The sequence below is a fragment of the Luteimonas padinae genome (assembly GCF_014652935.1).
GTDB lineage: Bacteria > Pseudomonadota > Gammaproteobacteria > Xanthomonadales > Xanthomonadaceae > Luteimonas > Luteimonas padinae.
Genome location: NZ_BMZT01000003.1, coordinates 1 through 22,880 on the forward strand (window position 1 = coordinate 1; position 22,880 = coordinate 22,880).

Annotated in this window: 21 protein-coding genes and 2 tRNA genes; 22 read left to right on the forward strand and 1 reads right to left on the reverse strand. The window is 70.0% G+C overall.

Features of this window, described 5'->3' with window-relative positions; translation table 11 throughout:
- The first annotated feature begins 208 nt into the window (after positions 1-208).
- From kdsB to IE168_RS03570, 7 genes are all read left to right on the forward strand, one after another.
- Complete coding sequence (kdsB, locus tag IE168_RS03540; protein WP_189495329.1) at positions 209-1,024, forward strand: 3-deoxy-manno-octulosonate cytidylyltransferase; 816 nt, start codon at positions 209-211, stop codon at positions 1,022-1,024.
- 49 nt (positions 1,025-1,073) lie between these two features.
- Positions 1,074-1,547: a hypothetical protein gene (locus IE168_RS03545; protein ID WP_189495331.1), complete on the forward strand. Its 474-nt coding sequence runs from the start codon at positions 1,074-1,076 to the stop codon at positions 1,545-1,547.
- Positions 1,547-3,001, forward strand: coding sequence for a redoxin family protein (locus IE168_RS03550; protein WP_189495333.1), 1,455 nt, complete (start codon positions 1,547-1,549; stop codon positions 2,999-3,001). Before IE168_RS03545 ends, IE168_RS03550 begins: the two co-directional genes overlap by 1 nt.
- Complete coding sequence (gene uvrC, locus IE168_RS03555) at positions 2,998-4,869, forward strand: excinuclease ABC subunit UvrC (protein ID WP_189495335.1); 1,872 nt, start codon at positions 2,998-3,000, stop codon at positions 4,867-4,869. The genes IE168_RS03550 and uvrC overlap by 4 nt, the downstream gene beginning before the upstream one ends.
- Positions 4,866-5,462, forward strand: coding sequence for a CDP-diacylglycerol--glycerol-3-phosphate 3-phosphatidyltransferase (gene pgsA / locus IE168_RS03560; protein WP_189495337.1), 597 nt, complete (start codon positions 4,866-4,868; stop codon positions 5,460-5,462). The genes uvrC and pgsA overlap by 4 nt, the downstream gene beginning before the upstream one ends.
- Positions 5,463-5,598: 136 nt before the next feature.
- Positions 5,599-5,674 (forward strand) — tRNA-Gly (locus tag IE168_RS03565).
- A 47-nt stretch (positions 5,675-5,721) separates the two neighbouring features.
- A tRNA-Cys gene (locus tag IE168_RS03570) sits at positions 5,722-5,795 on the forward strand.
- Positions 5,796-5,914: 119 nt separating this feature from the next.
- Here IE168_RS03570 and IE168_RS03575 read toward each other — a convergent pair.
- Positions 5,915-7,711: a sensor domain-containing diguanylate cyclase gene (locus IE168_RS03575; protein ID WP_189495339.1), complete on the reverse strand. Its 1,797-nt coding sequence runs from the start codon at positions 7,709-7,711 to the stop codon at positions 5,915-5,917.
- A gap of 164 nt (positions 7,712-7,875) precedes the next feature.
- Here IE168_RS03575 and IE168_RS03580 point away from each other — a divergent pair, with 164 nt between their 5' ends.
- The 15 genes from IE168_RS03580 to IE168_RS03650 all read left to right on the forward strand — a co-directional run bounded on the left by IE168_RS03580 (position 7,876) and on the right by IE168_RS03650 (position 22,870).
- The gene (locus IE168_RS03580; RefSeq protein ID WP_189495340.1) at positions 7,876-8,670 is read left to right on the forward strand and encodes a tyrosine-protein phosphatase; all 795 of its coding nucleotides are present in this window, start codon (positions 7,876-7,878) and stop codon (positions 8,668-8,670) included.
- 28 nt (positions 8,671-8,698) lie between these two features.
- Positions 8,699-9,397 (forward strand): polysaccharide biosynthesis/export family protein, encoded by a 699-nt coding sequence (locus IE168_RS03585; protein ID WP_189495342.1) that lies wholly within the window; start codon positions 8,699-8,701, stop codon positions 9,395-9,397.
- Between the two features lie 28 nt (positions 9,398-9,425).
- Positions 9,426-11,711: a GumC family protein gene (locus tag IE168_RS03590; protein ID WP_189495344.1), complete on the forward strand. Its 2,286-nt coding sequence runs from the start codon at positions 9,426-9,428 to the stop codon at positions 11,709-11,711.
- 7 nt (positions 11,712-11,718) lie between these two features.
- On the forward strand, positions 11,719-13,185 hold the full coding sequence (locus IE168_RS03595; RefSeq protein ID WP_189495346.1) for a J domain-containing protein: 1,467 nt from the start codon (positions 11,719-11,721) through the stop codon (positions 13,183-13,185).
- Positions 13,182-14,342 carry a hypothetical protein gene (locus IE168_RS03600; RefSeq protein WP_189495348.1) on the forward strand — a complete coding sequence of 387 codons (1,161 nt, stop codon included), beginning with the start codon at positions 13,182-13,184 and terminating at the stop codon, positions 14,340-14,342. Before IE168_RS03595 ends, IE168_RS03600 begins: the two co-directional genes overlap by 4 nt.
- 65 nt (positions 14,343-14,407) lie before the next feature.
- A complete protein-coding gene (locus tag IE168_RS03605) occupies positions 14,408-14,821 on the forward strand; it encodes a hypothetical protein (protein ID WP_189495350.1) in 414 nt (137 codons plus the stop codon).
- A gap of 153 nt (positions 14,822-14,974) precedes the next feature.
- Positions 14,975-15,406: a hypothetical protein gene (locus IE168_RS03610; protein WP_189495352.1), complete on the forward strand. Its 432-nt coding sequence runs from the start codon at positions 14,975-14,977 to the stop codon at positions 15,404-15,406.
- A gap of 74 nt (positions 15,407-15,480) precedes the next feature.
- The gene (locus tag IE168_RS03615; protein WP_189495354.1) at positions 15,481-16,881 is read left to right on the forward strand and encodes an O-antigen ligase family protein; all 1,401 of its coding nucleotides are present in this window, start codon (positions 15,481-15,483) and stop codon (positions 16,879-16,881) included.
- Positions 16,882-16,897: 16 nt separating this feature from the next.
- Positions 16,898-17,146 carry a type II toxin-antitoxin system Phd/YefM family antitoxin gene (locus IE168_RS03620; RefSeq protein ID WP_189495356.1) on the forward strand — a complete coding sequence of 83 codons (249 nt, stop codon included), beginning with the start codon at positions 16,898-16,900 and terminating at the stop codon, positions 17,144-17,146.
- On the forward strand, positions 17,146-17,586 hold the full coding sequence (locus IE168_RS03625; protein ID WP_189495358.1) for a type II toxin-antitoxin system VapC family toxin: 441 nt from the start codon (positions 17,146-17,148) through the stop codon (positions 17,584-17,586). The genes IE168_RS03620 and IE168_RS03625 overlap by 1 nt, the downstream gene beginning before the upstream one ends.
- Positions 17,583-18,866 (forward strand): Vi polysaccharide biosynthesis UDP-N-acetylglucosamine C-6 dehydrogenase TviB, encoded by a 1,284-nt coding sequence (tviB, locus tag IE168_RS03630; protein ID WP_189495360.1) that lies wholly within the window; start codon positions 17,583-17,585, stop codon positions 18,864-18,866. The genes IE168_RS03625 and tviB overlap by 4 nt, the downstream gene beginning before the upstream one ends.
- Positions 18,867-19,811 carry a Gfo/Idh/MocA family protein gene (locus IE168_RS03635; protein ID WP_189495362.1) on the forward strand — a complete coding sequence of 315 codons (945 nt, stop codon included), beginning with the start codon at positions 18,867-18,869 and terminating at the stop codon, positions 19,809-19,811.
- A 4-nt stretch (positions 19,812-19,815) separates the two neighbouring features.
- The gene (wbpD, locus tag IE168_RS03640) at positions 19,816-20,400 is read left to right on the forward strand and encodes a UDP-2-acetamido-3-amino-2,3-dideoxy-D-glucuronate N-acetyltransferase (protein ID WP_189495364.1); all 585 of its coding nucleotides are present in this window, start codon (positions 19,816-19,818) and stop codon (positions 20,398-20,400) included.
- Positions 20,400-21,500: a DegT/DnrJ/EryC1/StrS family aminotransferase gene (locus tag IE168_RS03645; RefSeq protein WP_308430334.1), complete on the forward strand. Its 1,101-nt coding sequence runs from the start codon at positions 20,400-20,402 to the stop codon at positions 21,498-21,500. The genes wbpD and IE168_RS03645 overlap by 1 nt, the downstream gene beginning before the upstream one ends.
- A complete protein-coding gene (locus IE168_RS03650; protein ID WP_189495366.1) occupies positions 21,482-22,870 on the forward strand; it encodes a lipopolysaccharide biosynthesis protein in 1,389 nt (462 codons plus the stop codon). Before IE168_RS03645 ends, IE168_RS03650 begins: the two co-directional genes overlap by 19 nt.
- The last annotated feature ends 10 nt before the right edge of the window (positions 22,871-22,880 follow it).

A 22,880-nucleotide genomic window follows, 5' to 3' on the forward strand; every position in this document is an offset into this window, starting at 1 on the left:
GCGGCACCCCGGCTGGTCGGCGTCCCGCACTCCGCTCTCGCCTACACGCTAGAACAAAGCAAAGACACAAGCGGCTACAGCCGCGACCCGGCGTTGCGGCCAAGGCCGGGCAGGCCCCGCCACCGGCCGGGTCAGGGCCCGCCACCGGCCGGGGCCAGAGCGGTCGCGTCTGTAGCCGCTCCTGCAGGAGCGCGGGCACAATCGCCGGATGAACCATCACTTCGTCGTCGCCATCCCGGCCCGCTACGCCGCCTCGCGCCTGCCCGGCAAGCCGCTGCGCCTGCTCGCCGGCGAACCCCTGGTCCTCCACGTTGCCCGCCGCGCGCTCGACGCCGGCGCGGACGCGGTGTGGGTGGCCGCCGACGACGCGCGCATCGCCGACGCGCTGGCCGGCAGCGGCGTGCAGATCGCGATGACGTCGCCCGACCACGCCTCGGGCAGCGACCGCCTCGCCGAATGCGCCGCGATTGCCGGCTGGCCCGACGACACCGTGGTCGTGAACCTGCAGGGCGACGAGCCCTTCGCGCCGGCCGCCGGCATCCGCGCCGTGGCCGCCGCCCTGGTCGACTCCGGCGCCGACATGGCGACCCTGGCCACGCCGGTCGAGGACGCCGCCACGCTCGCCGATCCCAACGCCGTGAAGCTGGTCCGTGCCGCCAGCGGTGACGCGCTGTACTTCAGCCGCGCCCCGATCCCGTGGCCGCGCGACGCCTGGGCCACCGCCGAAGGCCGCGCCCGGCTCCCGGACGGCCACCGGTGGCTGCGCCACATCGGCATCTACGCCTACCGCGCCGGCTTCCTGAAGCGCTTCGCTGCGCTGCCGCCGACGCCGCTGGAGCGCACCGAGTCGCTGGAGCAGCTGCGCGCGCTCGAACACGGCCACCGGATCGCGGTGGCGCTGTCGCCGGAGCCGTTCCCGCCGGGCGTGGATACGCCGGAAGACCTGGCCCGGGCGGAGCGCCTTGCCAGGCAGGCCGGGGCGCGGGTCGGCGGGTCGAGCGCCAGGGCGGAACGGGTGCGTTGACCAGGTCCCCGGCCGGGTTACTATCCACCCTCGACACAGGGAGCCGGGAATGAAGAAATTGATGTTGATGGTGGTGCTCGCCGGCGGCTTCGCAGCCCCCGCGTTCGCGCAGCACGCTCCCGTGGATGCGCGCAAGCCCGACTTCGCCGCCGAGCACGCGCGCGTAAAGGCCGTCCTTGCCGATGGCGAGACCTACGTCGAACTCAACGGAGGCCACCGCACCGAGGTGCTGCGCCTGCTCGACGGCATGCAGCAGCAGCTGGCGGGGCGCTCGTTCTCGCAGCTCGACGACGGTACGCGCACGCAAGTGCTGGAATCGCAGTCGCGTGTCAATGCGCTGCTCGACCAGGCAGCCCGCGACAGCCGCCAGGTGTGCCGCCGCGAGCGCAGTGTAGGCAGCAACTTCCGCGAGCTGCAGTGCATGACCGCCGCCGAGCGCACGCGCCAGCGCCAGGGTGGGCGTGACGGCTGGGAACAGGCCACCAGGCGTGGCGCCGGCCCCACGCAGTCGCTCGGCAACTGATGGATCCGGGTCGCGTCGCGGCGCCCGCCGCTGCGCCGGCTCCGGAGTTCCCTCCGGGCATCGAATGGCTCAACATCACCGCGCCGCTGCGCATGTCGCAGCTGCTCGGCCGGGTCTCCGCGATCGCCTTCGTCAACGCGGGCTCGGCCTGGTGCAACCAGACCCTGGTCGATCTCGACCACCTGCGCAACCGCCATCCGGACCGGCTGAACGTGGTCGCGGTGAACGTGCCGCGCTTCGACCACGAGCGCGAGCCACGTCGGGCGGGCAAGCGCCTCGCGCGCCACCGCTTCGAGTTCCCGATAGGGCATGACGCCGACTGGGTGCTGTGGCAGCACTACGGCATCGAGGCCTGGCCGACCGTGGTCCTGGTCGATGCCGAAGGCCGCGTGCGCGACCGCTTCGTCGGCGACGGCCAGCTGCGCGCGATCGACGCCGCGGTCAGCCGCCTGCAGGCCGAGGGCACGCCGCGCTCGCTCAACGCCGAGCGCATCGAGATGCGTCGCGGCGGCGAGCCGATGCTGCCGCTGCGCTTCCCGACCGGCCTGGCGCTGTCGGGCGGCTATCTCTACGTCGCCGACAGCGGCCACCACCGCGTGCTCGAGTGCGACCTCAGCGGCCGCGTGCTTCGCCAGTTCGGCAGCGGCGGCTCGGGCTTCATCGACGGCCCGATGGAGCTGGCGGCGTTCAACCGGCCGCAGGGCCTGTCCATCGAGCGCGACACGCTCTACATCGCCGACACCGGCAACCACGCCGTGCGCCGCATCCGGCTGCGCAGCGGCGACATCGACACCGTGGTCGGCGCCGGCCGCCCGGGCACGCCCCCGGAGGGCCCGGTGACCGACCCGCGCATGGTCGCGCTCGACCAGCCGCGCGCGGTGGCGGCGTCGCTGGCCACGGGCAGCCTGTACATCGCCACCGCCGGCGACAACCGCGTCTGGCGCTTCGACCTCGGCGCGCCGGGGATCTCGCTGGTCGCGGGTTCGGGCGAGCTCGCGGTGGCGGACGGGGCGGGCGCGGCCGCGTCCTTCGCCGAGCCCGCCTCGCTGGCGCCGGTGCAGCAGGTGGTCTATGTCTGCGACGCCGCGGGGTCGGCCATCCGCTCGGTCAACGCGCGCAGCGGCCAGGTCACCACGCTCGTGGGTGCGGACGCCTGGAGCCACGGCAACGCCGACGGCGCCCGCAGCGAAGCGCGCCTGCAGCAGCCGCAGGCGATCGCCCTGGACCCGGCATCGCCGGTGCTGTGGATCGCCGACAGCGGCAACGACTGCCTGCGCGCGCTGCGCCTGGGCGGCGGCGAGCTCAGCACCGTGCAGCTGCCGCAGCGCCTGCACGCGCCCGGTGGTCTGGCGGCCGCGGACGGCGCGGTCTGGATCGCCGACACCGATGCCCATGCGGTGCTGCGCTACGACACCCGGGACGGCAGCCTGAAGCACGTTCCGATCGGCGAATGACCGGCCCGGGCGGCCCCGCGGAGCCCGCCGCGCCGGCCCCGCCTCCCTTCGACGGCAAGGCCTTCGTGCGCGGCCTGAGCACCGCGCCCGGCGTGTACCGCATGTACGGCGCCGACGACGGCGTGCTCTACGTCGGCAAGGCCGGCGCGTTGAAGAAGCGCGTCGCCAGCTATTTCAACGCCAGCCCGAAGAGCGCCCGCACCGCGGCGATGCTGTCCCAGGTCGCGCGCATGGAGGTCACGGTCACCCGCACCGAGGCCGAGGCGCTGCTGCTCGAAAACCAGCTGATCAAGTCGCTGAAGCCGCGCTACAACGTGCTGCTCAGGGACGACAAGAGCTATCCGTACCTGCTGCTGACGCGCGAGGAGTGGCCGCGCGTGGCCCTGCACCGCGGCCCGCAGTCGGTGCCGGGGCGCTACTACGGCCCGTATCCCAGCGTGCTGGCCGTGCGCGACACCCTCAACCTGCTGCACAAGCTGTTCAAGCTGCGCAGCTGCGAGGACAGCGTCTTCAGGAACCGCACGCGGCCCTGCCTGCAGTACCAGATCGGCCGCTGCAGCGCGCCCTGCGTCGGCCTGGTCGAAGCCGAAGATTACGCCGCCGCCGTGCGCCGCGTGCGCCTGTTCCTCGAAGGCCACAGCGACGACCTGCTGACCGAGCTCACGGCCGCGATGGACGCCGCCGCCACGCGCCTCGACTTCGAGGAGGCCGCGCGCCTGCGCGACATCCTGGCCAGCCTGCGCAGCATGCAGGCGCGCCAGTACGTCGACGGCCGCGCCGCCGACCTCGACGTGCTGGCCATCGCCATGCAGGGCGCGAATGCCTGCGTGCTGCTGCTGGCCTTCCGCGACGGCCGCAACTTCGGCACCCGCGCCTTCTTCCCCAGGACCAACGGCGAAGAGGACCCGGCCCAGGTGCTGGAGGCGTTCGTGGCCCAGTACTACACCGCGCACTCGCCGCCGCGCGAGATCGTGCTCGATCGCGCGATCGCCGACGTGGCGCTGCTGGAAGAGGCCTTCGCGCTTACCGCCGGCCACAGGGTGGTGGTCAAGACCAGCGTCCGCGGCGAGCGCGCCGGCTACCTCGACCTCGCGCGCCGCAACGCCGAAAGCTCGCTGGCCGCGCAGCTCGGCAGCCAGGCCGCGCAGGCCGCGCGCGCGGAATCGCTGCGCGAGCTGCTGGGCCTGGCCGCGCCGGCCAACCGCATCGAGTGCTTCGACATCAGCCACACCATGGGCGAGGCCACGGTCGCCTCGCAGGTGGTGTTCGACGCCGAAGGCCCGGTGCGCGGCCAGTACCGCCGCTACAACATCGCCGGCATCGAGCCCGGCGACGACTATGCCGCCATGCACCAGGCGCTGACGCGCCGCTTCAGGCGCGCCGCCGGCAACCCCGACGCCGTGCTGCCCGACCTGTTGCTGATCGACGGCGGGGCAGGGCAGGTGGCCCAGGCGAACGACGTGCTGGCCGAACTGGGCATCCCCGGCATCACCGTGGTCGGCGTGGCCAAGGGCGAAGCGCGCAGGCCCGGCGACGAGACCCTGCTGCTGCCGGACGGCCGCGAGCTGAAGCCGGGCGCCGCATCGCCGGGCCTGCAGCTGGTGCAGCAGGTGCGCGACGAGGCCCACCGCTTCGCCATCACCGGCCACCGCGGCCGCAGGCAGAAGGCGCGCAGCAGCAGCCGGCTCGAGGACATTCCCGGCATCGGCCCGCGCCGGCGCGCGGCGCTGCTCAAGCATTTCGGCGGTCTGGGCGGCCTGCGCGCCGCCGGCGTCGAGGAGATCGCGCGCGTGGAGGGCGTCAACCTCGCCCTCGCCGAACGGATTTACGCCACACTGCACGGGTTGGACGCCCCCGGAACCGCATGAAACTGACGCTCCCCACCTGGCTGACCCTGCTGCGCATCGTCCTGATCCCGGTGCTGGTGCTGACCTTCTACCTGCCCTGGCAGTGGAGCAACTTCGCGTCCGCCGGCGTGTTCGCGCTGGCCGCCGTCACCGACTGGCTCGACGGCTGGATCGCGCGCCGCTATCAGCTCAGCTCGGCCTTCGGCGCCTTCCTCGACCCGGTGGCCGACAAGCTGATGGTGGCCACCGCGCTGTTCCTGATCGTGCAGGGGCACCCCACGCCGTGGATGGCGTTCTGGGCGGCGGTGATCGTGGGCCGCGAGATCGCCGTGTCCGCGCTGCGCGAATGGATGGCCGAGCTCGGCCAGCGCGCCACCGTGAAGGTGGCCGCGATCGGCAAGTTCAAGACCGTGGTGCAGATGGTGGCCCTGTTGTGCCTGCTCTACGCCGTGACCCCGGACAAGAACCCGCCCCGGCCCGAGCCGTGGCTGGGCGAGCCGATCTTCCACGTCGGCGACTGGATGCTGGCCGTGGCCGCGCTGCTGACGCTCTGGTCGGCCTTCCTCTACCTGCGCGCCGCCTGGCCCGCACTGAAGGCCGGCGAGCGCCACTGACCAGCGAACAAAACATGTTGCCGCCCGGGCGCGGGCGATGCATAATTTGCCCGTGCCCGACGCCGGTCTCCGGCGACAGACCACGGTAACGAAGTGTTGACAGACACCCGGTTAACCGTACAATGGCGGGCTCAACGCGGGAATAGCTCAGTTGGTAGAGCACGACCTTGCCAAGGTCGGGGTCGCGAGTTCGAGTCTCGTTTCCCGCTCCAGATTTTGACAAGGCCCCGGAAACGGGGTCTTGTCGTATCAGCCCATCGGCCTGATGGCAGAGTGGTCATGCAGAGGACTGCAAATCCTCGTACGCCGGTTCGATTCCGACTCAGGCCTCCAGACGAAAGCCGCCCCTCCGGGGGCGGCTTTTTTCGTGGCGTGCTGGCTGTTGCGGGAGCCGGCACCCCCGCACACAGACGGGCGCATCACTGCCTCTGCACGGCTGACGGCGCGGAGCCTCAGCCGCCTGCGTCGACGTGGTAGCGGTTGCGCCCGGCGCGCTTGGCCATGTACAGCGCGGCGTCGGCGCGGGCCATCAGGCTCGCGGGTTCGACCGGCCGGCGCGCGCAGGCGATGCCGATGCTGGTGCCGACCACCAGCGCGGTGCCCTCGGCTTCGATCGGCACCTGCGTCGCCTCCAGCACCTTGCGCGCCACCGTTTCCGCGCCGGCGGGGCCCGGATCCTCCAGCAGCAGGACGAACTCGTCGCCGCCCGGGCGCGCCACCAGGTCGGTGACGCGCACGCTGTCGCGCAGGCGGCGCGCGAATTCGCGCAGCAGGGCATCGCCGGCGGCGTGGCCGAGGCTGTCGTTGACCTGCTTGAAGTGGTCGACGTCCAGGTACAGCAGTGCCACCGGCGGGCCGCCGCGGCCCAGCCGCGCCAGCGCCTGCGTCAGGCGCTCGTCCAGCTGGCGCCGATTGGCCAGGCCGGTCAGCGGATCGGTGCGTGACATGCGCTCGAGCTCGCGGCGGCTTTCGACCAGCGCCTCCTCGGTCTCCTTGCGCCGGGTGATGTCGCGCACGCTCAGCATCACGTCCAGCTCGGTGGCGTCGTCGTCCGCCGGCAGGCAGCGCGACACCGCTTCCACCCAGACGTAGTGACCGTCGCGGTGTCTCAGCCGGTACACGTCGGTGCGCGGATGGCCGGTGGCCAGCACCTCGGCCATGGCCTGCTGCTGCCGCAAGCGGTCGTCGGGATGTATCAGGTCCCAGCGCGAACCGAGCATCTGGGCGGGTTGCCAGCCCAGTAGTTCGGCCACCGAGGGCGAGACATACAAGCGCTCGCCGTCGGCGCGGATGCGGGTGATGACGTCGTGGGAGTGGTCGGCCAGCATCCGGTAACGGCGCTCGCTGTCGGCCAGGTGCCGGGTCAGCCGGTTGCGCTCGGCGGTGGCCAGGCACATCGGGATGGTCATCAGGCAGCCGCCGGCCAGGAAGATCTGCAGCAGCGCGATCCGCCCGCGGTCGTCCAGGTCCTGCTGCAGCCACAGTGGCCCGTGCCCCAGGTGCGTGGCGATGCCGCCGACCAGCGCGAGTGCGATCACGCCCAGCGCCACGCCGGTGAAATCGTGGCGCGCGGCCACCAGCAGCAGCGGCGGATAGGCCAGGAACAGCAGCGGCGACGAGGTCAGGAACACCGCCACCGCCACCACCATCAGCAGTGCCATGGTCGCGACCAGGCTTCCGCTGCACCCCTTCGCCACGAACCGCGCGAGGCCCTCGCGCTGCACCACCAGGGTCGTGGTGGCCACGATCACCATGCCCACCACGTGGGCGGCATACCAGCCGAGGAACGCCATGCGGAAGTCCTGCCCGTGCAGCCGGTGCACCACCGCCGCGGCGACGGTGCCCGACACCGCGCAGGCCAGCAGCGTGGCCGCGGTGGCCAGGCCGCCCATCGCCATCCAGTCCTTCGGTGCGCGCACGTCTGGCACGTGGCGGCGGACGATGCCCGCCAGCAGCAGCGCCTCGGTGGCGTTGCAGCAAGCGATCACCACGGCATAGCCCGGCGTGTCCCCGACGAACAGACGCGCGCCTACGTCGGCCGCCAGTGCTGCCGCCACATAGGCCGGCCAGAGGCGGGTGCCCCGGGACAGCAGCCAGCCGGCCAGCAGGCCACTGCCGATCCAGACGCCCGAGAGCTCGCCCGGCCCGCGCGCCAGCGTGAGCGACAGCCACGCGCTGGCCGCGACCAGGGTCGCCAGCAGGGGCGCATCGGCCCAGCAGGTGCGTGGACGTCGGGAGGAGCGGGGCATGGGGGTCTCGGGGTGCGGGCCGGCACTCTATCGGGAACGCCGTGAATGCCGAGGTGGGAAAGCAAGGAGCGCGCCAGACCTTCCGGCGGCGCCCGCCCGCACGGTCGGCGGGCCGGCCAACTGGTAGAATTCGCGCCGCTGTTGGGCTGACATGGAAGCGCCCCGTGTACGACCTCCACTGCCACCTGCTGCCGGCCATCGACGACGGCGCCACCGACCTGGCGATGTCGCTGGAGATGGCGCGCATGGCCGTGGCCGACGGCATCACCGTCACCGCCTGCACCCCGCACATCTATCCCGGCCTGTACGAGAACACCGGTCCGGGCATCCGCGCGGCCATCGCCGCCCTGCAGGCCGAACTCGACCGTGAAGGCATCGCGCTGAAGCTGGTGGAGGGCGCCGACGTGCACCTCGACCAGCACCTCGTGGCGGGCATCCGCGACGGCCGCGTGCCCACGCTCGCCGGCTCGCGCTACCTGCTGTTCGAGCCGCCGCACCACGTCGCCCCTCCGCGCCTGGAAGAGACACTGTTCGAGCTGCTCGCGGCCGGATATGTGCCGGTGATCACACATCCCGAGCGACTCACCTGGGTCGAGCAGCATTACGAGACCTTCGTCACACTTTCGCAGCGCGGCTGCTGGATCCAGGTCACCGCCGGCGCGCTGACCGGCCGCTACGGGCGCCGGGCGAAGCACTGGGGCGAGAAATTCGTGGGCGAGGGCCACTGCCACATCCTGGCCACCGACGCCCATCATCCCGAGCGCCGTCCGCCGTTCCTGGCCGAAGCGCGCGAGGCCGCGGCGGCCCTGGTGGGCGCCGAAGAGGCCGATCACATGGTGAATACGCGTCCGGCCGGCATCGTGGCAAACGCTGCACCGGCTACACTGCCTCCCCTGAAGGTGCCGCCGCGCGCCCACCGTCGCCGCGGCCTGCTGGCCCGATTCCTGCGTAACGCCTGACGTCCATCCGTTCCACCCGAGGTCCCCCATGAAACAAGCCAGCCGACTCCTGATCGCGGCCGTGTTCGCTTTGCTGCTTGCGGCCTGTGCGTCGTCGGGCAACCGCACCGCCGCGCACGGCATCACGCTGCCGCCGCCGGACACCACCGCGGCCTCGGGCGCCTACGAAGGCGCCACCGACTATCGCGTCGGCTCGCAGGACCTGCTGGAGATCAGCGTCTTCGGCGTGTCCGAGCTCACCCACCAGGCGCGGGTCAACTCGAACGGCATGATCAACCTGCCGCTGGTCGGCGGCGTCATGGCCGGCGGCAAGACGGTGCCGGAGCTCGAGAAGGAGCTGGGCGCGCGTTATGCAGACGGCTACCTGCAGAACCCGCAGGTCACCGTGTTCGTGAAGGAATACACCAGCCAGCGCGTCACGCTCGAAGGTGCGCTGAAGAAGCCCGGCATCTACCCGCTCACCGGAAAGACCTCGCTGCTGCAGGCCATCGCGATGGCCGAGGGCACGGATGAATTCGCCGACCTCGAGGGCGTGGTGCTGTTCCGGCATATCAATGGCCAGCGCATGGCCGCCGCCTACGACCTGACCAAGGTGCGCCGCGGCGAATTGGCCGACCCGCAGGTCTATGGCGACGATGTGATCGTGATCGAGCGCTCCGGCAGCAAGTCGGCGTTCCGCGAATTCCTGCGCTCGGTGCCCGCACTGGGCCTGTTCCTGGCCCTCTGAGCCACACCAAGTTACGGACGACGACCGAATGCAAGACGACAACCTGCCTTCGCGCCCCGGGGATGACGAGCGCGGCGACCACCTGCCCGTGCAGCGCCCGGGCCAGCTCGCCGTTGGCGGCGGCCAGCGGGCAATGGCCCTCGATGTCTTCGAGGACAAGCGCGGCGGCGACGAGGACGAGATCGACCTGCTTGCGTACTGGCGCATCCTGGTCAAGCGCAAGTGGCTGGTGCTTGGCGTGCTCGGCACCGTGGTCGCGCTGGCGCTGATCGCCACGCTGATGATGCCGCCGGTGTATCGCGCCACCGCGACGCTGCAGATCGACCGCGAATCGGTGCAGATCCTGCAGGACGAGGGCCTGGGCAACGCCGAGGCGGCCGCCCCGGATTTCCTCACCACCCAGTACGAATTGCTGAAGAGCCGCGCGCTGGCCGAGCGCGTCGCCAACGAGCTGGCGATCGACGCCGCCACCGTCGAACGCCTCGGCTCCACCACCTGGTGGCAGCGCGCCACCGGCGCCCTGCGGCCGGAACCGGTCAATGCCGCCGATGACGCGGGAGACGCGGAAAGCGAGGCCGATGCGATGGCCGACCTGCGCCAGGCCGTCGGCATCGTGCGCAGCGGCCTGACCGTCGAGCCGGTGCGCAATTCGCGCCTGGTGCGGATCCATTTCGATTCCACGCTGCCGGCTTTCTCGGCGCGCGTGGTCAACGCGGTGGCCGACGGCTTCATCGCCCATGCGATCGAGCGCAAGTTCGACGCCTCGTCCTACGCCAGCAAGTACATCGAGGAGCAGCTGGCGCTGGCCAAGGGTCGGCTCGAGGAATCCGAGCGCGCCCTGGTCGCCTTCGCCACGAAGGAGAACATCGTCACCAGCGGCGAGGGCAGCCAGAGCCTGGAAAGCCAGAACCTCGGCGCGCTCAACGCCTCGCTGGCCGCGGCGCAGGACGAGCGCATCCGAGCCCAGGCGGCATGGAGCCAGGTTTCCGGCGGCGGCCAGCTGCCGGCGGGCGCGATCAGCAACTCGATCCTCAACTCGCTGCAGCAGCAGCGCGCGACCCTCAACGCCGAGTACCAGCAGCAGCTCAAGACCTACAAGCCCGAGTATCCGAGCATGCTCGCGCTGAAGGGCCAGATCGACGAGGTCGACCGCCAGATCGCGCAGGAGCGCAACGCCGTGCGCGCCTCGATCAAGGCCGAGTACGACGCCGCGCAGGCGCGCGAGAACATGCTGGTGGCGCAGATCGACGCGCTCCGCGGCCGCACGCTCGACGTCGACAACCGATCGATCGACTACAACATCCTGCGCCGCGAGGTCGACACCAACCGACAGCTCTACGACAGCCTGCTGCAGCGCTACAAGGAGGTCGGCGTGGCGGCGGGCGCCGGCGTCGGCACCAACAACATCTCGATCGTCGACCGCGCCATGATCCCGAGCGGGCGCTTCAAGCCCAACCTTCCGCTCAACCTTGCCATCGGCCTGATGCTGGGCCTGATGCTGGGCGTGCTGCTGGCCTTCGTGCTCGAGTTCCTCGACGACACGCTGAAGGGCCCGGAAGACATCGAGCAGCACCTGCGCATGGCGGTGCTGGGCATCATTCCACACCTGAAGAAGCAGAGCGTGGCCGACGCCATGGGCGACCCGCGCTCGGCCTTCGCCGAGGCCTACCGCTCGGTGCGCACGGCGCTGCAGTTCTCCACGGATAATGGCGTGCCCAAGGTGCTGCTGGTCACCAGCGCCAGCGCCTCGGAAGGCAAGTCCACCACCGCCACCACGCTGGCGCGCAACTTCGCCCAGCTGGGCAAGCGCGTGCTGCTGATCGAGGCCGACCTGCGCAACCCGTCGCTGCACCGCGTGCTGGGCGTGCGTTCGGACACCGGCCTGTCCAGCCTGCTGGCCGGCGCCGCCAGTGCCAGCCAGGTGATCATGGATACCGACGACGAGCGCCTGAAGGTGATGCTGGCCGGCCCGCTGCCGCCGAACCCGGCGGAGCTGCTGTCGGGCAGCCGTCTGCTGTCGATGCTGACCGTCGCCGCCGAGAAGTACGACCAGGTGATCATCGACGGCCCGCCGGTGCTGGGCATCGCCGATGCACCGATCCTGTCGAACGTCGCCGGCGGCACGCTGATGGTGGTGCAGGCCGGCGGGACCCGCATCAAGACCGCGCAGGCCGCGCTCAAGCGCCTGGCCGCCGCGCGCGCCCACGTGCTGGGCGCGATCCTGACCCACTACGACGCCAAGGTCGCCGGCTACGGCTACGACTATTCCTCGTACTACTCCTACGGCACCCAGCCAAGGCTGGCCGGGAAGTAAGGGCGGCGTGGGGGCGCGCACGGGGATGGCGGGGCAGGGCGGGGAGGCGCTGGAGCTGGCGCTGGGCCTGCTGCGCGCGCCCGCCCTGCGCACGTCCCTGCGCACGCGGGCCCTGCCCGAGGGCATCGGCGAAGTGCTGGCGATCGCGTCGGGGTCTTCCGCTGCGGCGCGTGAGGCATCCGCCCGCACCGGCCACCCCGAAGCCGAACTGGTGGAAGCCTCGCGCTTCTACATCCAGCAGGTGCTGCTGGCCGAAGGCGCCGACGCCTACCGCAACCTCGGCGCCGCACCGGACGCCACGCACGCCGTGCTGCGCGAGCACCACCACCTGCTGATGCGCTGGCTGCACCCCGACCGCAGCGAAGGCGCCCAGTGGGACTCCGCGCTGTCGACGCGCGTCAACCAGGCCTGGAACCACCTCCGCACCCCCCACGCCCGCGCCACCTACGACGCCACCCCCCACACCCCGCCCGCCCCCCCAGCTCCCCCTGTAGGAGCAGCTAAAGCTGCGACCCTCCCCCCCATCCCCTACACCCACCTCCCACCCCCCACCCCCATCCCCACCGGCCCCATCGCCGTCGCCTTCCTCACCATCGCCTGTCTCGCCCTGGCGTGGCTGGCCCTGACCCGCGAAGACCGCCTGGACGCCCTGCGCGATGTGGCCCACGTCCCCGCGCAGGACATCGACGTGAGCGCACGCATGGCCGCACCGCTGCCGCGCGTGCTGGCGGACGTGGACGCGCCCGCGCCCGCGCCGGCGGAGATGCCGGCGGCCGAGGTGATGGCGGCAGCAGCGTTGGCGGCGGACGTGGCCGCACAGACAGCGGCGGCGGAGGCACAGTCGCTGGTGCAACCGCCCGAAGCCGCCGACTGGCCCACCCCGGCCACGACCCCGACCCCGGCCCCGTCCCCGACCCCGACCCCGACCCCGACCCCCCTCCCTGTAGGAGCAGCTACAGCTGCGACCCACCCCACGACCACCACCCCGGTGGACGATGAGGGCGTCGGGGAAGAGGTCGCAGCTATAGCTGCTCCTACAGGAGCGGGCGTCGGCGGGGCGGGCGTCGGCGGGGCGGGCGACAGCGGGGCGGGCGTCGGCGGGGTGGGCGACGGCGGGGCGGCTACGGAGGACCCGGTGCGCCTCTTCCGCGACGCCGAGGCCGCCCTCGACAGCGTCACCGCCTGGTTCGCCTCCGAACGCGGCGGCGAGCCCTTCTGGCTCGACCTCCCCGTCAGCCTCGAGGCCGCCGCAATCCGCCATGACCTCCACGCCCGCCACGCGCCTGCCGCGCGCAGCCGCATGGCCATCGTCCAGCCCAACTGGACCCTCGGCAGCGGCACCGCCTCGGTGTCCGGCGCCTACCGCCTCCACGGCCGCCGCGGCACCGTCGAGACCGGCATGCTCAGCGTCCAGCTGGCCCGCCGCGGCGAACACTGGCGCATCGCCCGCCTGCACCTGGAGCCCGCGCGATGAGCGCCGCCCGCTGGATCGCTTTCGCCGCGCTCGTCGCCGCCCTGGTCGCCACGGGCGTGGCCCTCGTCACCACCCGCCACGACCAGCAGCGCCTGCAGGACGACCTTGCCGCCGCCAACGCCGCGCTCCAGGCCGGCGACGGCCCGCGTGCCGCCGCCATCGCCCGCGACGTGCTCGCGCGCGAACCCGCGCTGGGCCGCGCCTTCGGCGTCATCGCCCGCGCTGAAGACGGGCAGGGCGGCCCGGACGCGACGCGCGCCCGCTACGAAACCGCCGTCCGCCGCGCCCCGCGCGATCCCCAGGTGCGGGGCTGGCTGGCCACCGACGCGCTGCAGCGGGGCGACTTCGCCGCCGCCGCCGACCAGCTTGATGCGCTGCTCACCGTCGCGCCCGCGCAGCGCAAGCCGCTGCTGGAGCTGATCGCCCGGCTGGCCCGGGACCCCGCGTTCGCCGACGCCCTGGCCACCCACCTCGTGCAGCGCCCGCAGTGGCGCAGCGCGATCCTGCGCGCCACCACCGCCAGCAAGCTGCCCGACGCCGCCGACAACCTGCACGGCGCCCTGCGCGCGCACGGCGCCTTGGACGCCCGGGACACCGCGCGCTGGATCGACGGCATGCTCCGCGACGGCCGCTGGGGCAGCGCCTATGCCCGCTGGGCCAGCGGCCTCGATGGCACCCCTGCGCGCCTGCCGGTGCCGTGGAACGGCGATTTCGGCCGCGCGCCGTCCTCGTCCGGCTTCGACTGGCGCGTGCGCCGCGTGCCCGGCGTGCTGTTCGACCGCGTCGAAGTGGGCGAGGGCCGCCACGCCGCGCGCCTGCGCTTCCTCGGCCGCCCGGTGGCCGCCACCGGCCTCGAAGTCCCGCTGCTGCTGGCGCCCGGCGAGCACGTGCTGCGCCTGCGCGGCCGCACCGAGGGCCTGCGCTCGGACCAGGGCCTGGAGTGGCAGCTCACCTGCAGCGACGGCCGCACCCGCATCGCCAGCGGCGCCAGCGTGCGCGAGGCGCGAGACTGGGTCCCGCTCGAGCTGGCGTTCACCGTGCCCGAAGGCCAGGGCTGCGAAGGCCAGTGGCTGCGGCTGGTGAATCCCGCGCCGCGCGGCGTCGCCCAGACCCTGCGCGGCGAAGTGCATTACGCCGATATCCACGTTGGAACGTGACAACTGGCATGATTGTTGCGTTAAACTCTCGCGCCGCTTACCGGCGAACAAGGACGCTCACCGCCATGTCACTGCGCCACACCCTCGTCGGCCTCGGCCTGACCCTCGCCATCGCCCCCCTGGCCGTGCAGGCCCAGGAGCCCGCTGCCGCGCCCATCGGTCTGCAGATCGACGGCGGCTCGGTCCTGGTCAGCACCGGCGGCGAGTTCGTCCAGGCCGCGTCCGGGCAGGTTGTGGCGCCCGGCCATCGCGTGATGGTGGCCGAAGGCGGCAAGGCCTCGCTCGACTACGGCAACGGCTGCCAGAAGGCGCTGTCCGAGCCGGGCGTCTACACGGTCACCCCCGATTGCAGTCTGGCCAGCACGCAGCGCAGCGTCAGCACCGGCGCCGTGGTCGCGGGCGTGGTGGGCGGCGTGGCCGTGATCGCCGCGGTCGCGGGCGGGGGCGGTAGCGACGATCCGCCGCCGGTCAGCCGCTGAATGCTGAACAGGGTGTCGTCACGCAATTCGCACATTGGCCTGTTAAAACAGGCACATCCGACGTTTCGCAGCTTGCATCGGACGCACTGGTCCCGTAATGTTTGTCGCGCTGCAGCAAGCGTCGGATTCCTCACATCGTCAGGGAAGAAAGCCATGAAGAAGCCCCATCTGTTTGTCCTCGCCCTGGCCGGTGCGCTCTGCGCCGCGCCCGCGTTCGCCCAGGACGGTGGTGGCACCGCCACGCTGCGCGTCGACGTCGGCAGCGCCATGGTCAGCAACGGCGGTGAGTTCGTCTCGGCATCCTCGGGCACCCAGGTCACGGCCGGCAGCCGCGTGATGCTGGCCGAAGACAGCCGCGCCACCCTCGTCTATCCGAACGGCTGCACCCAGCCGCTGTCCAGCGCGGGCGTGTACAGCGTGCCGGCGACCTGCGTCGCCGCGGCCGGCAGCACCGGTGCCACCGCCGCCACCGGCGTTGATGCCGGTGGTCTCGCCACTGTCGCGGGCATTGCCGCGGCCGGCGCCGCGGCCCTGGCCACGATGGACGACGTCGAGTACGTGGAGCCGCCTCCGGTCAGCCGCTGACCACTGGCGGATTGACAGCAGGATCGACGGGACGGGGCCACCCCGTCCCGTTTTTTGTTGAGGCAAGGACACCCATGCACGGCGCGGATGCCGACACCCACCACGGCGGGCACAGTCTCGACCTCCAGTCCCGGGCGGGGCTGGTGGCGGTATGCGCGTTGCTTGTGCTGTGCGTGGTGTCGGGGGGCAGTTCGCAGGAATCGGGCGCGGGCGTATTCGCCGCCCAGCTGCTGGCGCTGCCGATGCTGGGCTGGGCGGGCTGGCGCCTGCTGCACGCCACTCCGCGCGCCGTGAATCCACATCCATACGCATGGCTCGCGTTCGCGGGCCTACTGTTCGCCATTCCCGTCCTCCAGTCCGTCCTGCCCGCCGGGATGGCGGGAGGCGAGGGCCGGGCTGCGCTTGCGGCCGACCTGGGCCGGTTCGGCGTCGAAGCGCCGTCGCGCTGGTCGCTGGCGCCCGCGGCCAGCCTGGCCGCGGCCTTCCACCTGCTGCCCGCGCTTGCCATCTTCGCCATGGCCTTGTCGCTGCCTGCTGCCGCGCAGCGCCGCCTGGCGCAGCTGGTCGTCGCGCTGGCCGTTGCCAGCCTGGTGCTGGGCGTCGCCCAGCTCGGCGCACCGCAGGAAAGCGCGCTCAATCCCTATCCGCAGTGGTCGGCGGCGATGAACGGCTTCTTCGCCAACCCCAACCACCAGGCCACCCTGCTGGTGGTGGCGGCCACGCTGGCCTGCGCCCGACTGGCGATGGTGGTGGGCGCGTGGCGTCCCGGCCGTCCGCACCGCGTGGCGCACGGCGTGGTCGCGGCCCTGGTGATGCTGCTGGCGGCGGTGGCGCTTCCGCTCACCGGCTCGCGCGCGGGCGTGGTGCTGCTGATCCTGTCCTGTGCGCTGGTGGTCGCGGCGCACTGGCCGGCGTGGCGCGGCGGCGTGCGCAGCCGCATGGTGCTCGTGGCCTGCATGGCCGTCGCAGCCATCGCGCTGTTCCTCGCGCTGCGCTGGATGCAGGTCGAAGCCATTGACGAGCTGCGCGGCCCGCTGCGCGCGCTCACCGGCGAGATCGCCGCGCGCTACGCGCCCATGGGCGCCGGCATCGGCAGCTACGTGCCCCTGTTCGAGCAGGAGGCGCCGCGCGAGCTGCTGATGGCGAACTACGTCAACCATGCGCACAACGAGTACGCGCAGTGGTGGTTTGCTGCCGGCATGCCTGCCGTTCTCGCCATGGTGCTGGGTGCCGTCGCATTGGCATCGACCTTGCATGGGCTGCTGCGCCAGCCGGCGAACCTGCGCGGTCTCGGCGTGACCGCGCTGGTCGCCCTCGGCGCGATACTGGCGCACTCGCTGGTGGACTATCCGCTGCGCACCCCGGCCATGCTGGCCGTGGCGGCGGCACTGGCGGGCCTTGCCGCCGCGCAGGCGGCCAGTACCCCGCGCTTGACGCACGTACCCGACCGTCCCAACATGATGGCTAGCTATTAAAGTATGGAGTCTAGCCATGATTAGCATTCCGGTGGCCGAAGCCAAGAACCGCCTGTCCGAGCTCATCGCGCGGGTCGAGGCGGGCGAGGAGATTTCCGTGACCCGGCGCGGCAAGGCCGTGGCCAGGCTCGTGGCCGCAGGCGAACCCGATCACGCCGCCCAGCGCGAGCGCGTGGCCAAGGTCTTTCGCCGCCTCGGAGCACTGCGTGACCGGCTCGACCTGGAAGGCGACCTGAAAGCGATCGCGCGCGAAGGCCTGGACTGATGCCGCTGGTGCTCGACAACTCCGTCGTGAGTGGCTGGCTGCTGAAGGGCCAGGCCACGCCATACACCGATGCGATGGCCCGACGGCTGCTTGACGACCGTGCCGTGGCGCCGGCCCTGCTGCGACTGGAATACACCAACGTGCTGCGCACGGCCTGCAAGCGCAGCCGCCTGACCGCACAGCAGGCCCAGGAAGCGCTTGCCGACCTTGCGGCGTTGCCGCTGGACCTGGACCACGAAGCCCCGGATGCCGGCCAGCTGCTGGCGCTTGCGTTGCGCTACGACCTGTCCAGTTACGACGCCGCTTACCTTGACCTGGCGATGCGTCGCCAGCTGCCCATCGCCACCCAGGATGCCGCGCTTGCGCAGGCCGCCCGCATCGCGGGCGTGGGCGTGGCCGAACCAGACATCGAAGACTTCCAGAAGGATCCTGTTCCATGAGCGGATTTCCCACCCCGCAGGCCACCCGCATCGCCGTCGTGGGCCTGGGCTATGTCGGCCTGCCGCTGGCGGTCGAGTTCGGCAAGCAGTACGACACCGTCGGCTTCGACATCAACACCGCCCGCGTCGCCGAGCTGCGCGACGGGCGCGACAGCACGCTGGAAGTGGAGCCGGAGCTGCTGGCCGAGTCCGCGCGGCTGTCCTTCGCCGACAGCCTGGACGACATCCGCGGCTGCAACGTCTACATCGTCACCGTGCCGACGCCGATCGACAGCGCCCGCCGCCCGGACCTGACGCCGCTGCGCAAGGCCAGCGAATCCCTGGGCAAGGTGCTGCAGCCCGGCGATACCGTGGTGTACGAGAGCACCGTCTACCCCGGCTGCACCGAGGAAGTGTGCGTGCCGATCCTGGAGCGGGTGAGCGGCCTGAAGTTCAACCAGGACTTCTTCGTCGGCTACAGCCCGGAGCGCATCAACCCCGGCGACAAGGCGCACCGCGTCACCAGCATCCTGAAGGTGACCTCCGGCTCGACGCTCGCCGCCGCGAACTTCGTGGACGCGCTGTACGCCAGCATCATCAGCGCCGGCACCCACAAGGCCAGCAGCATCAAGGTGGCCGAGGCCGCCAAGGTGATCGAGAACACCCAGCGCGACCTCAATATCGCCCTGGTCAACGACCTGGCCATCCTGTTCAACAAGCTCGGCATCGACACGCTGGAAGTGCTGGAAGCCGCAGGCACCAAGTGGAACTTCCTGCCGTTCCGCCCGGGCCTGGTGGGCGGGCACTGCATCAGCGTGGATCCGTACTACCTGACGCACAAGGCGCAGGAAGTGGGGCACCACCCGGACGTGATCCTGGCCGGGCGCCGTACCAACGACGGCATGGGCCAGTACGTGGCCAACGAGGTCATCCGCCTGATGGTGCGCAACGGCATCAACCCGGTGCGCGCGCGCATCCTGATCCTGGGCCTGGCGTTCAAGGAGAACTGCCCGGACCTGCGCAACACGCGGGTGGTGGACATCATCGGCGCGCTGCAGGGCTACAACGCGCGCGTGGATGTGTGCGACCCGTGGGTGGACGCGGGCGAGGCGAAGCACGAGTACGGGCTGAGCCTGTGCGCGCCGGGCGAGGGCGAGTACGACGCAATCATCGTGGCGGTGGGGCACGAGGAGTTCCGGAAGCTGGGTGCGGCGGGGATCCGCGCGCATGGCAAGCCGGGGGCGGTGCTGTATGACGTGAAGTATGTGTTGCCGCGGGAAGCGGTGGACGGGAGACTCTGAGTGAAGAATTTTGCTTTGATCGGCGCAGCAGGCTATATCGCGCCGCGGCACATGCAGGCCATCAAGGCCACCGGCCACCGGCTGGTGGCGGCTTACGATCCCAACGATTCCGTCGGGATCATCGACAGTCACTTCCCTGAAGCCGATTTCTTCACCGAATACGAGCGCTTCGACCGTCATGTGGACAAGATGCGGCGCGCCAACCATGGCAATCGCATCAACTACGTGTCGATCTGTTCGCCCAATTACCTGCACGACTCCCACATGCGCTTCGCCCTGCGCTCGGACGCCGACGCGATCTGCGAGAAGCCCCTTGTCCTGAACCCCTGGAACATCGACGGCCTGCAGGAGATCGAGCGCGACACCGGCCGCAAGGTCAATACCATCCTGCAATTGCGCGTTCATCCGGCCATCGTGGAATTGCGCGAGAAGGTGCAGCGGGAAGCCAAGCACACCAAGTACGAAGTCGACCTGACCTACATTACCTCGCGCGGGAACTGGTACCTGCAGAGCTGGAAGGGCGACCAGAAGAAGTCGGGCGGCATCGCGACCAACATCGGCGTCCACTTCTTCGACATGCTGCACTTCATCTTCGGCGCCCTGCAGGACAACGTCGTGCACCTCGCCTCGGACACCAAGGCGGCCGGCTACCTGGAGTACGAGCACGCGCGTGTGCGCTGGTTCCTGTCGGTGGACGTGGACGACGTGCCTGGGTCCGCTCGCGAAGCAGGACAGCGCACGTATCGGTCCATCACCGTCGACGGAGAGGAGATCGAGTTCTCCGGTGGCTTCACCGACCTGCATACGCGCAGCTACGAGGAAATCCTGGCGGGCCGGGGCTTCGGCCTCGAGGAAAACCGGACCGCGATCGCAACCGTTGCAGCCATCCGTGGGGCCACGCCCGCGACGCTGGCGGGCGATTACCACCCCTTACTCAGGAAGTGACCCGATGACGCACTACCAGCATCCTAGCGCCATCGTCGACGAGGGCGCCCAGATTGGCGAAGGCTCGCGCGTATGGCACTTCGTGCACGTGTGCGCAGGCGCACGCATCGGAAAGGGCGTGTCGCTTGGCCAGAACGTGTTTATCGGCAACAAGGTCACGATCGGCGACAAGTGCAAGATCCAGAACAATGTCTCTGTCTACGACAACGTGACCCTCGAAGAGGGCGTGTTCTGCGGGCCCAGCATGGTCTTCACCAATGTCTACAACCCACGTTCCCTGATCGAGCGCAAGGATCAGTACCGCGACACGCTGGTCAGGAAGGGCGCCACCCTTGGCGCCAACTGCACCATTGTCTGTGGTGTGACCATCGGCGAGTTCGCCTTCGTGGGCGCGGGCGCGGTGGTCAACAAGGATGTCCCGGCTTTTGCACTGATGGTTGGGGTGCCGGCCCGCCAGATTGGCTGGATGAGCGAATTCGGCGAGCAGCTCGACCTGCCGCTGGCGGGCGACGGCGAAGCGGTCTGCAGCCACACGGGCGACCGCTATCAGCTGCTCGATGGCCAGTTGACCAGGCAGAGTGCCGCCTGATGGATTTCATCGATCTCAAGTCGCAGCAGGCCCGCATCAAGGACCGGATCGACGCCGGCATCGCCCGCGTGCTGGCCCATGGCCAGTACATCCTCGGACCGGAGGTGGCAGAGCTGGAAGAGAAGCTGGCCGACTACACCGGCGCGAAGTACTGCATCAGCGTCGCCAACGGGACCGACGCGCTGCAGATCGCGCTCATGGCGCTGGGCGTCGGCCCGGGGGATGAGGTCATTACCCCCGGGTTCACCTACATCGCCACGGCCGAGGCGGCCGCGGTGCTGGGCGCCAAGCCGGTCTATGTGGACATCGATCCGCGGACCTACAATCTCGACCCGGCATTGCTGGAAGCGGCGATCACGCCGCGCACCAAGGCCATCATCCCGGTGTCCCTCTACGGGCAGTGCGCTGACTACGATGCGATCAATGCCATTGCCGCAAGGCACGGCCTGCCCGTGATCGAGGATGCCGCGCAGAGCTTCGGCGCCACCTACAAAGGTCGCAAGAGCTGCAACCTGACCACCATCGCCACCACCAGCTTCTTTCCCAGTAAGCCGCTGGGCGGCTACGGTGATGGCGGCGCGATCTTTACCGGCGACGACGAACTGGCAAAGGTCATGCGGCAGGTCGCCAGGCATGGCCAGGAAAAGCGCTACCACCACGTTCGCGTCGGCATGAACAGCCGCCTGGATACGCTGCAAGCGGCGATCCTCCTGCCGAAGCTGGAGATCCTGGATGACGAAATGGCTGCACGACAGCGGGCTGCGGGTGTCTACGCGCGCTTGCTTAGTGAGGTCAACATTGAGCCGCCACATGTTGAGCCGCACAACACCAGTGCGTGGGCGCAGTACACCATTCGCGTCAACGAGCGCACGGCGGTTCAGAAGGCTCTGGGCGATGCCGGTATCCCCACCGCGATCCATTACCCGTTGCCGCTCAACAAGCAGCCTGCCGTGGCGGACGAGTCTGCGGCGTCGCCACACGGCGATCTGGCGGCAGAGCAGGTGATCAGTCTGCCGATGCACCCGTATCTGACCGACATCGTTATGACAGAAGTCGTTTCGGTGTTAGCACAAGCCGTACGATGTCGCTCGCTCGCTTGAAGCTAGCGATCCAGTCACGGCTGGAGAAGGACGGCGGATTCGGGCGTGCGGTAGGTACGCTTGTTGGTGGCACTGCGTCCGCACAGGCCGTCATGGTGCTCGCGCTGCCGGTTCTGACTCGCCTGTACACGCCGGAGCAGTTCAGTGTGCTGGCCGTTTATGTCTCGCTTCTCGGAATGCTGAGCGTCATTGCGTGTTTGCGTTTCGAGATTGCAATCCCGCTGCCTGAGCACGACGAGGATGCGGCCAGCTTGCTGGTCCTTGCCGTTGGCAGCGGGCTGATCTTGTCGCTACTGACAGGGGGACTAGTTCTCCTGCTTGGGGGGGGGCTGGTCAACCGGCTCGGAATCCCCGAGCTCTCGCCGTACCTGTGGATGGTTCCGGTTGGAATGTGGATGGCCAGTGCCTATGCCGCGACCCAGTACTGGGCCACACGCAAGAAGAACTTCACAGGAATCGCCCGAACCCGCATGGCTCAGGCCACCGGAGGTGTGGGTGTGCAGGCCGGTGCTGGCTTACTTGGCACGGGATCGATAGGCCTGTTGGCGGGCCACATGGTAAGCAGTGGGGCGGGCTTCCTAAGCTTGGGACACCAGTTCTGGCAGCAAGACAGACGCTTGCTAAGGCACGTTAACTTGGACTCATTGCGGAAGGTGGCAACCAAGTACCAACGATTCCCCAAGTACGCGACCTTCGAGGCATTTGCGAACTCGGCAGGCAGTCAACTTCCGGTGATCGTGATCGCGGCGTTGGCAATCGGTCCGGAAGCGGGCTTCCTTCTTCTTGCCACTCGAGTGATGGCCGCTCCGATGGCATTGGTCGGGAGCTCCTACGGACAAGCCTATCTGGCGCATGCTCCGGCTCACTTGCGTGAGGGTCGCCTGACTGCGTTTACGGAGAATGTACTCGAAGGGTTACTCAAGATTGGCGTCGGACCCCTCTTGTTCATGGGGATCGTCGCCACTCCTGTGATTGCCATCGTGTTTGGCAAGGAGTGGGTGAGAACCGGCGGGCTAATTATGTGGTTGACTCCATGGTGCGTGCTCAAGTTCCTGTCTTCGCCCGTGTCCATGGTGATGCATGTCAAGCAAAAGCAGCGCTTGATGCTGCTAATGCAGTTGCTTGGGCTCGCAGTGCGACTATTGGCGATATGGCTGGCGTTCGAGATAGCGCCTCCTTATATGGCGGAGTCTTTCGCTGTCGCAGCAGCACTGTTCTACGGGTTTTGTTGTTTGGTCTACTACCGACTCGCTGGGGTGGGAGTCGAGCAGGCTATCTCTGTGTTCTCCCGCTGCGCTGTAGTGGTTCTTTGGTGGGTATTGGCGGGGCTGGCGTTGCGTTATCTCATTGGCTTTATTCGAGTGGTGTGAGCAATCTCCC

Coding starts and splice junctions, on each gene's coding strand:
- tviB (WP_189495360.1), top strand. CDS start 17,583: ATGAGCGGATTTCCCACCCCGCAGGCCACCCGCATCGCCGTCGTGGGC.
- IE168_RS03575 (WP_189495339.1), bottom strand. CDS start 7,711: ATGCCCCGCTCCTCCCGACGTCCACGCACCTGCTGGGCCGATGCGCCC.
- IE168_RS03610 (WP_189495352.1), top strand. CDS start 14,975: ATGAAGAAGCCCCATCTGTTTGTCCTCGCCCTGGCCGGTGCGCTCTGC.
- wbpD (WP_189495364.1), top strand. CDS start 19,816: ATGACGCACTACCAGCATCCTAGCGCCATCGTCGACGAGGGCGCCCAG.
- pgsA (WP_189495337.1), top strand. CDS start 4,866: ATGAAACTGACGCTCCCCACCTGGCTGACCCTGCTGCGCATCGTCCTG.
- kdsB (WP_189495329.1), top strand. CDS start 209: ATGAACCATCACTTCGTCGTCGCCATCCCGGCCCGCTACGCCGCCTCG.
- IE168_RS03545 (WP_189495331.1), top strand. CDS start 1,074: ATGAAGAAATTGATGTTGATGGTGGTGCTCGCCGGCGGCTTCGCAGCC.
- IE168_RS03645 (WP_308430334.1), top strand. CDS start 20,400: ATGGATTTCATCGATCTCAAGTCGCAGCAGGCCCGCATCAAGGACCGG.
- IE168_RS03615 (WP_189495354.1), top strand. CDS start 15,481: ATGCACGGCGCGGATGCCGACACCCACCACGGCGGGCACAGTCTCGAC.
- IE168_RS03625 (WP_189495358.1), top strand. CDS start 17,146: ATGCCGCTGGTGCTCGACAACTCCGTCGTGAGTGGCTGGCTGCTGAAG.
- IE168_RS03585 (WP_189495342.1), top strand. CDS start 8,699: ATGAAACAAGCCAGCCGACTCCTGATCGCGGCCGTGTTCGCTTTGCTG.
- IE168_RS03600 (WP_189495348.1), top strand. CDS start 13,182: ATGAGCGCCGCCCGCTGGATCGCTTTCGCCGCGCTCGTCGCCGCCCTG.
- uvrC (WP_189495335.1), top strand. CDS start 2,998: ATGACCGGCCCGGGCGGCCCCGCGGAGCCCGCCGCGCCGGCCCCGCCT.
- IE168_RS03620 (WP_189495356.1), top strand. CDS start 16,898: ATGATTAGCATTCCGGTGGCCGAAGCCAAGAACCGCCTGTCCGAGCTC.
- IE168_RS03605 (WP_189495350.1), top strand. CDS start 14,408: ATGTCACTGCGCCACACCCTCGTCGGCCTCGGCCTGACCCTCGCCATC.
- IE168_RS03550 (WP_189495333.1), top strand. CDS start 1,547: ATGGATCCGGGTCGCGTCGCGGCGCCCGCCGCTGCGCCGGCTCCGGAG.
- IE168_RS03650 (WP_189495366.1), top strand. CDS start 21,482: ATGTCGCTCGCTCGCTTGAAGCTAGCGATCCAGTCACGGCTGGAGAAG.
- IE168_RS03590 (WP_189495344.1), top strand. CDS start 9,426: ATGCAAGACGACAACCTGCCTTCGCGCCCCGGGGATGACGAGCGCGGC.